We start from the raw sequence: 13,052 nt of genomic DNA on the forward strand, positions 1-13,052 counted from the left end.
CCCTCACTTTAACTGGTTTTTTTATATTTAAAATCGTTAACTAACGAGAGTTTGAGTGCCGTTTCTGGAGATAGTCACCTAGGAGCTTAATGATAAGGTTGGTGCAAAAGATCAGGATGGATAGGACAAACACCTCATTAAATTTGGCGAAATGCTGCAGCTCTTTTATTTTGCTGGCAACTACCGAGGTTTGGGCAGTCACTAGAAAGATAATTCCGCTAATGGTCACCATCGCATTGATAAAATAGTAGCTGACCATCTCTATCACCGTGGATGCAGAGTTCGGTAGAATGACCCGGCGGATCGTCTGCAGCCAGCTGTCACCTAATAACTCAGCAGTGGTTTCCCACGATGGATTCATTTTCGCCAGAGAGTTCTTTGCCATCAAATAAGGAGTCGTAAAGTAATGAACAAGGGTGCAGAGCACAAGAATCGTAAAGGTTCCTTTGAGACTGCTGTTATTGAACAGAAGTAGATACGACAGACCAATGACCATACCCGGTACCGTGTTCGTCACCATCGATAGGATGTCAAAAGTCGCTTTCCCTTTTATAGGCGTTCGCACATTGATGATAGCCGCAGCATAAGCCACGATCGTACCTACGATTGCCGTCAGTCCTGCTACGAGCAAGGAATTTTTATATACATTGATTAAATCGCTTGATTGAAAAACATCCACAAAATGCTTGAATGTAAACGTAAGATCATAAGGATAGCCATTCATCAGTGGTGCAACGAACATGACTGCAAATACAGCCAGTAGCCCGATTAGAATCACGGATGAGATTAGTCCAAGAACCGAATCTCTGCCTTTATTCGGGATCATCTCGATTTCAGTCACCTTGTCATAATGGAAATTGAATTTTTCAAGATACGTTAACAGCACAACCCCGAACGCCGCCGGTATTAACATCAGTACAGCAATAACTGCCCCATTGTTGAAATCCGGTATAGCCCCAAGCATGACCTGATACAGCTGAGTAGCAACCACGTTATACGTCCCCCCCACCGATGCAGGGATCCCAAAATCCGTGAAGCTTAGGATAAAAGAAAGAACAAACGCCCCTCCCAAAGTGCCCCACAAAGGCCGAACGATCGTGTTCATGAAGCTTCGCAGCGTCCCATCCCCCATAAGCTTGGATACGACGATGAACTTTTTATCAATGTACTTGAACGAATTATGAATCAGCAGGAAAGCAGAAGGTAAGGTATAAATTACGTAGCCTATCAACAGCCCATTAAATCCATAAATCTCGAATAAATTCCGTCCGAAGATTTTAGTAATCAGTCCCTGGTTGCCAAAAGAGTACATTATCGCAAACCCGTAAGTAATGGTAGGCAGAAGCATAGGAATCAGAATTCCAGTTCTAATGATGCTTTTTAACGGGCGATAGATTCTTGTACAGTGGATAGAATAGGCTAGGATAAAAGCTAGAACCGTCGTGATGAGTGCCGTAACACCTGAGACCTTCATACTATTTCCGATGGACTCTCGAATCTCTTGATCTTTCAGAATGGTGAGATAATTGGATACCGAATAGCCTTGGCCCGTTTCAAACGAGCGGATAAATAAAACTGCCAGTGGTAAGATCAGAAACACGATAAATAACAATACGATTGGGATAAAAATGATCCGCATTTCCGGTTTAGCTTTAGGCATAATGTTCACCGAACAGGTTATAGATATTTTCCCGTTTCACTTGCAGTTGCCCTAAAATAAATTCTTTTACAAAATCATTGCTAGGTTGTTGAATGATCTCTTGAGGTGTTCCAAATTGGGCAATATGACCTTGATTAATGATGAGAATTTTATCCGACAGGGTTAACGCCTCTTCCGGGTCATGGGTGACGATAATCGTCGTAAGCTTGTATTCTCTGGCGATGGATTTAATCCGAGCTTTAATAGATTCCTTGATGATTCCATCCAGTGCGCTTAGAGGTTCATCGAGCAGTAATAATTTGGGCTTCATTACGAGTGTTCTTGCCAAAGCCACCCTTTGCTTCTGCCCACCCGATAGAGCGCCGATCTTCTTCGTTAAATGCGGCTTTAATTCCAGAAACTCGATATACTCCTGAACCTCATGCTCCGACGTTAATCCCTTTTTATTTTTCAGACCATAAACGATATTTTCGTAAGCATTAAGGTTGGGGAAGAGCGCATAATCCTGGAACACTATATTAAATCCGCGTTTCTTCATGGGTACATTGCTTAAATCTTGATCATTAAAAATGATTTGCCCCTGCTCCATCTTAGCCAATCCCAAGATGATGTTTAGCAAGGTGGTTTTGCCACTCCCGCTGGGGCCGAGTAAGGAGACAATTTCCCCTGCTTGGATGTCTAGACTAATATCCTCTAGAACAACCTTGTTATCGTAATGCTTGCTTATGTTTTGTAATTTAAGCAAAGGTTCCACCTCCTCAAGTACAACCTCAGTATAAAAAGGTTTTGTTTTTGAGGATAAACAGTTACGTAAAATGTATGTAAATTATAAATAAGTTGTGAGTATATTATAAGTATATCATGACTAACTTAGAAAGGAGTAGTTGCTACCCTATATTAATCCCTTTATACTTCAACTATCGAAAGCGATATAAACTTTGAATGGGTGATTACATGTTTCCACTGGAAAGACAAAAGAAAATCATAGAAATCTTAATGTTCAAAAAGGTTCAGAAGCTGCCGGAGCTAGCAGAAGAGCTTAATATTTCTATCGATACCCTTCGCAGAGATATCAACCTGCTGGACAAGCAAGGGAAGATCAAGAAGATTTATGGTGGAATTAAACTGGTGGAATCGGAGTTTGCTGAATCTCCAATGGATGCGCGGATGGTCGGTCACTTAGAGGAAAAGAAAATGATCGCCCAAAAGTGCAGCGAATATATCAACGATGGGGATTGTATCTATCTGGACAGCGGCTCTACCACCTATCAGATCGCCAAATATATCAAGAATAAAAAGAATCTCACGGTCATTACGAACTCCATTCCTGTGGTAAACGAGCTTATGAACAGTGCGGTTGAGCTTATTATCATTGGCGGAAAGGTCCGACTAAATGAGCAGTCTGTCATTGCATATGATTATCTATTTAATTTCAGTGAATTAAATATCCTTAAGGCTTTTATTTGCGCAAGCGGCATTACCCTTGAAAAAGGCATCTCCGACTATAACCTGGAGGAAGCCCAAACGCGCAAAAAAATTATCGATCTCTCCAAAGAAGTTTATGTTGCTGCTGACCATACTAAATTCGGGAAAGATGTGACCATCGGCATCGCCTCACTCGATAAAATTGGGTACATTATTACCGACCGTAATATAGATCGAAGCTTCCAGCAGAAGTTTAAAACCAAACGCACGAGCTTGATAATTGCGGAATAATATTACAAAAGAAACCTCTCTCGGATCTGAATGGTTGTGTGGTACTTCCATTTTACCTAAGGGAGGTTTTTTTCGTGTTTTTTTAAGGATCGCAGACACTTACCTTAACATCATAGACATCATTTCGTGAATCTCTTAAACTTAAAAATCAGAAGTACTATTACATTATGGAGTGTGAATATGCCCTTGAATCAGATGTCCGAATTACACCAGAGAAACAAATTAATTATTTACTTGTTTTGGGGCTGTTTGTTGTTCGGTTCAATTTCGCTTTACAGATTTCCACAAACAATCATGGCGATTATATCAGCAGCGGTCCCCCTTGGATTATTGTGTACGGTACTAATTTGGAAACGTGTGGCTACACCCTATATTATGTACATAACAGCTATTGGCTTTAATATCATTACATACTTCTACATCGATGCAGGGGCAAACATCATTAGTACGTTAATTCTATACTGGGGTCTAGGCATCGTATCCCTCTATCACAACTATCGCCCATTGCTCCTTAATGGAGTGATAGCTTGCATCTTACTCAACTATTTTCTGATGACCAAACCCGCTTTCGAATCCGTTGATGCCTTAAGTGTTAACGTTTTTCTCATCATGATGATACTGGTTCTGATCTATCAGAGTCAGATTGGTGCGAAAATGTTCAAAAATATGTCTAAGAGCAGCAACGAAGCTGAACGTGCCAGAGCGGAAATGGAGACTATCCTTACAGGTGTTACTGAATCCGTAGGAGTTCTGAGTCAATCTAGTAATCTAATGCATAACAACGTACTGACAACAGATCGAATTTCCAAAGAAGTCGTAACCGCCTTCCAAGAGATAGCTAGTGGAGTAGAATCACAAGCACAGAGTGTTAGCGATATCTCAAATGCTATGCAGCAGTTAAACGAATCAGCTATGCAGGCAAATGCTGCCTCCGTCTCCATGAGCAATAGAAGCCGTGAAACGGATCAAATTACGCAAGAGGGGCAAGATGAAATCATTCGCTTAACTGGAACTATGTCTGAAGTTACGGATATCGTAACGAGTACTGCTGGCTTGATGACACAAATGAATGAAGAAAATCAGAAGATTGAATCGATTGTTTCCAGCATCGTAGGAATTGCTGAGCAGACGAATCTTTTGTCGCTAAATGCTTCCATTGAAGCCGCTCATGCGGGGGAACACGGCAAAGGTTTCGCAGTCGTATCCAATGAAATCCGAAAATTGGCACAGAGCTCCCACAATGCATCGGCGGACATTGCCCGGATTCTCAGAAGCATTCAAAATAATATTACCCAGGTTGGCGATATGGTTTCTAACGGGTTGCTAGTTGTAGAATCAGGGAAAAATTTCACTGATGATATCGCTCGATTATTCGAGGGCATTCGAAATAATACACACCAGGTGCTTGAACAAGCAGAAGACCTGAAGGATAGGAGCGATCATATCCGGCACGCATCCACCCTTGTACTGGGCGAAGTTAATTCAGTGGCTGCAATTACCGAAGAGAATACCGCAGCTATTGAACAAGTCCTCGCTAGCGCTGAGGTCCAGCAACAACATGTTTCTGAAACGGTGATCAGCATCAGCAATCTGAATGAGTTAGCTATTAAGTTAGACAATTTAACGAGATCTTCATAGATACAGCTGTTTGTTTCAATACCATTCAGTCAAAAGAAAAAGCCATCTACTCCTCACGAAGTAGATGGCTTTATTTGTTCATTTAGTTCACTTTAGCTAAGACTTCCTGCCTCAACACGCGGCGGACGCATGGTCAGGCTGACCCGGCCCTTCTTCAGGTCAACACCCATCACCCAGACGGTGACATTATCTCCTACGGAGACAACATCCATCGGGTGCTTCACAAAGCTGCCGCTGAGCTGGGATATATGCACCAGCCCATCGTTCTTGATCCCGATATCGACGAATGCGCCGAAATCGATCACGTTGCGGACGGTTCCCTGCATTTCCATGCCGGGAACCAGATCCTCGATCTTCAGCACGTCGGTGCGGAAGATCGGCAACGGCAGCTCCTCGCGCGGATCGCGGCCCGGACGCTGCAAGCTCTCCAGGATGTCGCGAAGCGTTGGCACGCCGACATCCAGCTTCACAGCCAGCTCCTCGGCATTTTGTGCCTCCAGCTGTGAAGCCACTTCTTTGCTGCCAAGCTTATTTACATCAAGGCTTAGCTCGCGGAACAAGCGATCCACCACCGGATATGACTCGGGGTGAATAGGTGTGCGATCCAAGGTGTTGTCTCCACCTGGAATCCGCAGGAAGCCGATACATTGCTCATAGGACTTCGCACCCAGACGAGGGACCTTTTGCAGCTGCTTCCGAGTCGTGAACTTACCGTTCTCTTCACGATATTTAACGATATTTTTAGCAATTGTACCGTTAACGCCAGCCACATAAGAGAGCAAGGCAGGAGATGCCGTATTTACATCCACGCCCACATGGTTAACCGCCGATTCTACGACAGCCTTAAGACTCTCTTCCAGATGCTTCTGGGAGACGTCATGCTGATACTGACCCACACCGATAGCTTTCGGATCGATCTTCACCAGCTCCGCCAGCGGGTCCTGCACACGGCGGGCGATAGAAGCTGCACTACGCTCTGCTACATCCAGATCCGGGAACTCCTCCTGCGCCAGCTTGGAAGCAGAATAAACACTCGCACCAGCCTCATTAACGATCAGGTAAGCCAGCTCTGGATCGCCAATTTCGGCGATCACTTCTGCCGTAAATTGCTCGGTCTCACGAGAGCCTGTCCCATTTCCGATCACGATGAGCTGAATGCCATATTTAGCAATTAGTTCTTTAAACTTAGCAGCAGCTTCAATTTTCTTGTTGTTCGGCGGCGTAGGATAGGTCACGGCTACTTCAAGCAGCTTACCAGTATCGTCTACGACGGCCAGCTTACAGCCGGTACGATAGGCAGGGTCAACACCCAGCACACAGCGTCCCTTAACGGGCGGCTGCAGCAGTAGGCTACGTAGATTACCAGAGAAGATCGAAATCGCTTGGTTCTCACCCCGTTCGGTCATCTCCCCACGAACCTCACGCTCCACAGAAGGAGCAATCAGACGCTTATAGGCATCCTCAGTTACTGCTTCTAGCAGTTCCTTCACTGGGGATGGCCCTTTAATAATCTTCCGCGCAATGTAGGCATGAATTTTGTCAGTGACAACCTCAATGCCTACCTTTAATATATTCTCACGTTCACCGCGGTTAATAGCGAGTATACGGTGAGGTGGCATTTTGTGTACAGGCTCACGATAGCTATAGTAGTTCTCGTATACGGATTCCTGCTCTGCATCCTTAGCTTCAGACACAAGGATGCCCTGACTTGCCGTATATTGCCGAACCCAAGAGCGGATCGCAGGATCATCTGCAATGTTCTCGGCGATGATATCCAGTGCGCCTTGAAGCGCTTGATCTGCGGTCTCCACTCCTTTTTCAGCATCTATATATTTCACAGCCTCGGTTTGTGGATCCCCATGTCTCTGCTGCTCCATAATCCAGTTCGCAAGCGGCTCTAAGCCTTTTTCCTTCGCGACACTAGCACGAGTCTTACGCTTCTGACGGAAAGGACGGTACAAGTCCTCCACTTCCTGCAGCTTGACCGCATTGGTGATTTGTTCATGAAGTTCCTTCGTCAGCTTGCCCTGCTCTTCAATATTGCGGATAACGTCTTTCTTACGTTCGCCCAAATTGCGAAGATAAGCCAGGCGCTCTTCAATATCACGCAGCGCATTCTCGTCCAGCTCACCCGTCATTTCTTTCCGGTATCTGGCGATGAACGGAATCGTATTCCCCTCATCCAGCAGTCCAACCGTTGTACGCACCTGCTTTAGGCTAATGTTCAATTCCTTGGCAATCGCTACAGTAATCAATTCCTGCTCCCGCTGTGCGGCCGCCTCATCCGTAATGACTCCCGTATTGCTGTTATCTACCGTCATTAGTATCCCTCTTCCCGTACACAATCTGCTTATACAATTCTTGTTCTCATAACTAAAATAGTATCACAGATCGGCTCTGTTCCAAAGTCCAGCCTAGAGAGGAGGTAGATTGGGTAGTTTACGCGCGTTGTCCCATTCCCCTTTTTCCAGAACTAAGTGACAACATAAAGCATACTGCTAGAACAAACGCCGCTGCCACATATGGAAAGTTAATACTTAGATCAAAAAGATACCCTGCAACGATAGGCCCTGCGATATTTCCAAGACTCGTATAAGCAGAGTTCATTCCTGCTACGAAGCCTTGCTGCGTTTCCCCCGCCATCTTGGATAACTGGGTGCCTACCGCTGGTCGAAGAATATCCATAGCCAAGAATACGACAAAGGTAATCGCACAAATCGCCCAGAAGCCACTTACAAACAGCGTCAACAGAATAAACATTGCAGCAGTTATAAGGCAAGTGGAGATTACCTTATTCTCGCCGAATTTATTCAGAATCCAGCCAAACGCGGATACCTGCACCACAGCACCGGCGATTGAGCCAAAGGTAATCACAAAAGCAATATCTTTAGGGGTAAAGCCAAATTTATGGTCCACGAACAATCCGAATACCGTTTCATAGTTAGCCAATCCAAAAGCCATAACAAATACAATAATTAACCCGAAAAAGTAAGGTTCACGATAAGAACGCATCAATTGCGTGAAGAAGCTCTCCTGATTATTTTTAGATAGCTTCGCTTCCATCCGTTTCTCTACAGACAGAGACTCAGGCAAGATCAAAACTGTGATTAGAGCTGCGATCCCAGCCGCACCAGCCGCACAGAAAAAGGGTACCCGCATGCCAAGCTCAGCAAGATAACCGCCAATCCCTGGACCGATAATAAATCCGGTAGTAATGGCTGCATTAATAAGCCCCATGCCTTTCGCTCTCTCTTCAAAAGAAGTCGTGTCCGCTACATAAGCCATAACTGCTGGCATAATTAACGCAGCGCCTACACCACCGAGCAGTCTTGAAACGAACAAGAGCCAGGACACATTCGCCAGACCAAAGAGCAGCTCTGAAAAAGCAAACACGATCAGACCCGCAACGATCACTTTTTTTCGGCCAATTCTGTCGGATAACCTGCCCGCGAATGGCGATACTAATAATTGGGCAAGGGAGAATGAAGCCACTAACAGCCCAACGGTACTTCCTGTGATCCCAAGTTCATTCATGTAAGTAGGCATGATAGGGACTACAAGTCCGATCCCTGTAAAAGCAAGAAAAATATTAAGCATAACAAGTAGCATAGCGCCCCTGTTTCTAAGTAGTAATGACATTGTGTTAACCTCCGTAGTTTCTAAAGCCAAGTCTTCGAATAGTTTCCTTTTAGAGACCGACCATCCGGTCTAAATTATAGCAAAAAAATAGTCCTTCTAATCCGGTGCCTTTAAGAAGCTTCAGCCTTCTTGATTCCTGAATGTAAAGCTCCTTTCAAGCCCCTTTATATCTTACCCCGTATATATCCCTTGTAATAACAATCGTACTGATTCCCGGTAATATTTTTTGATATCATCCGGAGTCTTTTCAGGAATAGAACATTCAGCAGCTCTTCCGATCCCTTCGAGCATACCATTTACAATAATCACATAATCCTCTAAATCACCCTTAATAAAATACCCCGTGTCCATGCCTTCTTTCAGAAGATCACGACACGCATGCGAGGCAGCCTCATATAAATGAGCAAGCCGCTTAGTGATTTCCTCCGGATGAACTCTGCTTCTTGAGAATTCCTCAAGCGCCTGAATCAACGGGTTCTGAAAATCATTTGCATAGTGCTCAGCTAATGCATACAAACGCTCTTCAACACCAACAATTTCCTTCTTCTTATCTTCCCACGCCTGTAGCCACTGCGCCGTATCCTCTTCTACTACATATAGAAAAAGTTCATCCTTGCTCGGAAAATGATGATATAAGCTGCCCTTACTGACATTCGAGGCTGCGCAAACTTCATTCATGGTTACAGCTGCATACCCCTTCTGAACAAACAGCTGTGTGGCTTTAAGTACAATTCGTTTCTTTGTTTCTTCTCCATCTGAACGTCCTCTGATTCTAAGCACCTCCTAAACCGACCGTACGGTCTAATACTATCAGATCATTTTTAAAAAGTGAACCCCTGATCCTTAATTACCATCAGTTCGTAAAAATGCACATCAAAAGACGCCCGGATTCGTACCCGAGCGCCTATCTCATGGATTATCTATAACCCTGGGTGATTAAAAATCAATCAGCCCTAGGCTGATTTGCAGCGAATCATCCACCTTCTTCATTGTTTCATCATCAAGGTGGGTGATCTTGTCAGTTAAGCGTTGTTTGTCAATCGTCCTAACCTGCTCCAGCAGTATAACAGAATCTCTGTCAAAGCCATGAGCCGCTGCGTCAATTTCCACATGCGTAGGTAATTTAGCCTTCTGGATTTGGGCCGTGATTGCGGCCACAATTACCGTCGGGCTAAAGCGATTGCCAATATCATTCTGGATGACCAGTACTGGCCTTACTCCGCCTTGCTCAGAACCTACAACCGGCGAAAGATCAGCAAAAAAAACATCGCCACGTTTAACGATCAATGTCTACACCCCGCTTACTAAGCGGCCAAGAGTGCTGTCTGCATCTTCCTCCGCGAGGAACGCCTCGCATGCCATGGTCAAGTTGATCTTAGCCATTTCCATGTAGCCGCGCTGCATGGACTCCCGGATAGAACGTTTCCTCCGTTCGCTCAAATACAGCTTCATGGCCTGCCTAATCAATTCACTCCGGTTGGAATTCTCCAATTGAACAATTCCGTCCACTTCCTGTAAGAGATGATCGGGCAAGCTGATCATGATTCTTTTGGTGTTCTGCAAATTGGCCACCTTCTCTTCCACCCCCACAAACCTTCTGCCCTTGTGTTCCAGTGTTGCAATATACAAGGAATTTTATACAAGGAATATATGCCGCCAGTATATCAAGTATGCTGCATCCCATTATAAACTAGAAATGGCGGTTCGTATAGGCTTTTAGTCACATCTCCTAAAACGATACAATTCCTTCTATTTTCTCCCTTGAATAACATCACTGTCAAGAACTTTAAGATTGTAGCAGAGCATTAACTAATTTAGGAAGTGTGCCTTCACGGATATAAACGCGCGGCACTCGATGAGCCAGCATGCAAATTACCTCGTAGTGAATCGTTCCAAGATGGAGAGCCAACTCGTCTGCCGTGACCATCACGTCAGCTTGCCGGCCGATGAGTACAACTTCTTCGCCTGCTTTAATTTGTTCCGCTTCTTCAGCGAAAGATTTGAGTGATACCATACACTGATCCATGCAGATTGTTCCGACGACAGGAACGCGGCGTCCACGTATTAACACCTCCGCCTTGCCAGTTAGCATGCGGGAATATCCATCTGCGTACCCCACAGGTAGCGTTGCGATAATCTCCTCGCTGTCTGTGAAGTACCGAGTGCCGTAGCTGACGCCCCAATGAGGAGGCAGGCTCTTCACATATACAACCTGCGTCTTCAGCGTCATTACCGGATGTAGTTCTACCAGCTGACGGTTTACCTCAGTTGAGGGATAGAATCCGTACAAGCTGATGCCTACCCGCACCATGTTGCTGGATAAATAAGGTGAATCAATGGCCGTAGCGCTATTGCCCGTATGTATGATCGGGATCTGAATGTTCTGCTCCCGCAGCGTTTCCGCCACGCTCATGAACCGTCGATGCTGTTCCAGTGTATAGCTTTTGTCTAGTTCGTCTGCCTTGGCAAAATGGGTAAACATACCCTCCAGCTCCGCCTGCGCAACAGACTGCACTTCAGAGATAAATGCAGGTGCGTCAGCTGGTAAAAGACCCAGTCGCCCCATCCCGCTATCAATCTTGATATGCACCTTCAGCCGATGTTCCGGATCTATAGGAAGCTGTCTAATAGCCTCTAATACTTCCGGTGTGAACAGTGTTACAGTTACATGGTTCTCCCAGGCAACGGCTATTCCTTCAGGAGAAGTGTAGCCAAGCACCAGTATAGGAATTAGTATTCCCGCCTGACGCAGCTCCAATGCTTCATCCAGAAAAGCCACACTAACATAATCTGCTCCGAGTCTTTCCAGTTCCCGTGTTACTTCCACTGCTCCATGGCCGTACGCATTTCCTTTGACGCATCCCATAAACTTTGTCTCTGCCGGCAAGTAGCGGCGAAAGGCTTCGTAATTGGCACGCAATTCATCCAGATTAATTTCGGCTACTGTCGGTCGATAGCTTGCTTGCACTTCAAAGTCACCTTCTTACGTTGTAGTAAAACGTCATAGCTGTATTGTATTGATTTTTGTCTTAGTACTCATGGTAATGCTATGGAAGGTGGCTGTCAATGTGAGCTCAGTTATCTTTTCGCTTCAGTTCAAAGCGGCTGGAGCGCTGGCAAATATAGAAAGGCGGATACTACGTTGTAGAGGAAAGAATCCCACAAAACGCAGTATCCGCCTACTTTATATTATTTACCCGATTGTGCCTCCATAGAAGCGGCAATTTGCATCATTTCGTTAACAGGAAGATTAGCACTTGTAATTCGATATTCTATACCCTCAGACATCCAAGTCAAAGTCTGCTGCTCATCACCACTCAGAAGTCCTGCGGTAAAACCAAGATCTATCAGCGTTCCAGGAGCCAATGCTACTGCACGGTCCAATGGACGGGCTTCCATAATGGTGTATTGATAAACCCCATCATACCGGATGAGAACAGCATGATCCTTGTTCCCCTCCATTTTATGGGAGTCCTTCAACTCGACACCTGCCGGAACGTACCCCGGTTCGATAATACCAAAGTCACCCAGCTCAGCAGCGACAGGTTGCCCCTCTTGCTCCTGACCCTCAGGAACTACAACCGGATTTCCATTTTCGTCAACCTGAGCTACTGTACTTTCTGAAGCAGCACCTGTAGTCATATTCTTTTGCATATCAAAGGAATCCTTAGTGAAATCTGTATCGAATTTAAAGGTGTCAAACTTCACGTCTACAACTACCTTGGCTTCAGAATCAGAGACTTGAACCTGTTTAGGCTCATAAGTCTTTTTATCCAGCCAAATCTTCTGCCGCACAAGGGCATTGCTCTGATAATTCGCAGCTACCTCAAACACATAGTTATTTCCATCTTCCACAAATTGACGATTGTTATCTGAGACGATGCCCCGAACTAGTGTCTGATACAAATAAACCTGGCCTTGATTGTCCGGCCAATCACTCTGGAAGCGGAAGCTCTTATTCATACTTGGTGTAAGTACGAACACTCCCTCATCATTACGAAGCACGATCTGCGTAATATCCTTCTGTACATTCGCCAAGCTGATCCGGTAATAAGAAGGGTTCTTGTACCATACCTCTACCTTATACTCCTGCGGCTGCTCGCCGGTGAATAGGGTCATAATGCCTGAAGCTTGGTACGTTCCCTGCTTACTCTCCAACTTGTCGGCCACATTGTTCAAATCCTTGACCACGGAAGCGGCATCCTTCTTCCCGCACCCCGTCATCACCAGGGCCACGCTCATAATGATCGCGAGTACCCATATTGTCCGGCGCATGACATCATCCCCTTAACCTGTTTTGAATGCATTGATTAGTACATGTCTATGAGGGACTTGGCCGCAATATGCAGACGGGCATGACAAGCTGGGAGTTAGATTTATTTTTTAGGAACATACAAAC

11 protein-coding genes are annotated in these 13,052 nt (G+C 45.2%); 2 read left to right on the top strand and 9 right to left on the bottom strand.

Annotated features, from left to right (window positions below; translation table 11 throughout):
* Positions 1 to 40 precede the first annotated feature (40 nt).
* A complete protein-coding gene (locus tag ACFWMP_RS08975; protein ID WP_379423145.1) occupies positions 41 to 1,660 on the bottom strand; it encodes an ABC transporter permease subunit in 1,620 nt (539 codons plus the stop codon).
* Positions 1,653 to 2,405 (bottom strand): ABC transporter ATP-binding protein, encoded by a 753-nt coding sequence (locus tag ACFWMP_RS08980; protein ID WP_042124736.1) that lies wholly within the window; start codon positions 2,403 to 2,405, stop codon positions 1,653 to 1,655. The genes ACFWMP_RS08975 and ACFWMP_RS08980 overlap by 8 nt, the downstream gene beginning before the upstream one ends.
* A gap of 197 nt (positions 2,406 to 2,602) precedes the next feature.
* Here ACFWMP_RS08980 and ACFWMP_RS08985 point away from each other — a divergent pair, with 197 nt between their 5' ends.
* Positions 2,603 to 3,376, top strand: coding sequence for a DeoR/GlpR family DNA-binding transcription regulator (locus ACFWMP_RS08985; RefSeq protein ID WP_339801095.1), 774 nt, complete (start codon positions 2,603 to 2,605; stop codon positions 3,374 to 3,376).
* Positions 3,377 to 3,670: 294 nt separating this feature from the next.
* A complete protein-coding gene (locus ACFWMP_RS08990; protein ID WP_379423148.1) occupies positions 3,671 to 5,014 on the top strand; it encodes a methyl-accepting chemotaxis protein in 1,344 nt (447 codons plus the stop codon).
* A 92-nt stretch (positions 5,015 to 5,106) separates the two neighbouring features.
* Here ACFWMP_RS08990 and ACFWMP_RS08995 read toward each other — a convergent pair whose 3' ends face one another.
* From ACFWMP_RS08995 to ACFWMP_RS09025, 7 genes are all read right to left on the bottom strand, one after another.
* Positions 5,107 to 7,335, bottom strand: coding sequence for a Tex family protein (locus tag ACFWMP_RS08995; protein WP_379423150.1), 2,229 nt, complete (start codon positions 7,333 to 7,335; stop codon positions 5,107 to 5,109).
* A gap of 118 nt (positions 7,336 to 7,453) precedes the next feature.
* The gene (locus ACFWMP_RS09000; protein WP_379423152.1) at positions 7,454 to 8,653 is read right to left on the bottom strand and encodes an MFS transporter; all 1,200 of its coding nucleotides are present in this window, start codon (positions 8,651 to 8,653) and stop codon (positions 7,454 to 7,456) included.
* Positions 8,654 to 8,824: 171 nt separating this feature from the next.
* Positions 8,825 to 9,433 carry a TetR/AcrR family transcriptional regulator gene (locus ACFWMP_RS09005; RefSeq protein ID WP_379423154.1) on the bottom strand — a complete coding sequence of 203 codons (609 nt, stop codon included), beginning with the start codon at positions 9,431 to 9,433 and terminating at the stop codon, positions 8,825 to 8,827.
* A gap of 156 nt (positions 9,434 to 9,589) precedes the next feature.
* Positions 9,590 to 9,940 (bottom strand): type II toxin-antitoxin system PemK/MazF family toxin, encoded by a 351-nt coding sequence (locus tag ACFWMP_RS09010; protein WP_042124727.1) that lies wholly within the window; start codon positions 9,938 to 9,940, stop codon positions 9,590 to 9,592.
* A gap of 3 nt (positions 9,941 to 9,943) precedes the next feature.
* Positions 9,944 to 10,225, bottom strand: a complete 282-nt coding sequence (locus tag ACFWMP_RS09015; RefSeq protein WP_025698676.1) for a CopG family ribbon-helix-helix protein — start codon at positions 10,223 to 10,225, stop codon at positions 9,944 to 9,946.
* 214 nt (positions 10,226 to 10,439) lie between these two features.
* Entirely contained in the window at positions 10,440 to 11,621 is a 1,182-nt protein-coding gene (gene alr, locus ACFWMP_RS09020) for an alanine racemase (protein WP_094872535.1), read from the bottom strand.
* Between the two features lie 221 nt (positions 11,622 to 11,842).
* Positions 11,843 to 12,928 (bottom strand): LolA family protein, encoded by a 1,086-nt coding sequence (locus ACFWMP_RS09025; RefSeq protein WP_042185477.1) that lies wholly within the window; start codon positions 12,926 to 12,928, stop codon positions 11,843 to 11,845.
* Between the last annotated feature and the right edge of the window lie 124 nt (positions 12,929 to 13,052).

The sequence above is a fragment of the Paenibacillus sp. NPDC058367 genome, assembly GCF_042723305.1.
Lineage (GTDB): Bacteria > Bacillota > Bacilli > Paenibacillales > Paenibacillaceae > Paenibacillus_AQ.

Excerpts from the sequence above, each read along its gene's own strand:
- ACFWMP_RS08985 (WP_339801095.1), top strand. The coding sequence starts at position 2,603 with ATGGGTGATTACATGTTTCCACTGGAAAGACAAAAGAAAATCATAGAA.
- ACFWMP_RS08995 (WP_379423150.1), bottom strand. The coding sequence starts at position 7,335 with ATGACGGTAGATAACAGCAATACGGGAGTCATTACGGATGAGGCGGCC.
- ACFWMP_RS08975 (WP_379423145.1), bottom strand. The coding sequence starts at position 1,660 with ATGCCTAAAGCTAAACCGGAAATGCGGATCATTTTTATCCCAATCGTA.
- ACFWMP_RS09025 (WP_042185477.1), bottom strand. The coding sequence starts at position 12,928 with ATGCGCCGGACAATATGGGTACTCGCGATCATTATGAGCGTGGCCCTG.
- ACFWMP_RS08990 (WP_379423148.1), top strand. The coding sequence starts at position 3,671 with ATGGCGATTATATCAGCAGCGGTCCCCCTTGGATTATTGTGTACGGTA.
- ACFWMP_RS09000 (WP_379423152.1), bottom strand. The coding sequence starts at position 8,653 with ATGTCATTACTACTTAGAAACAGGGGCGCTATGCTACTTGTTATGCTT.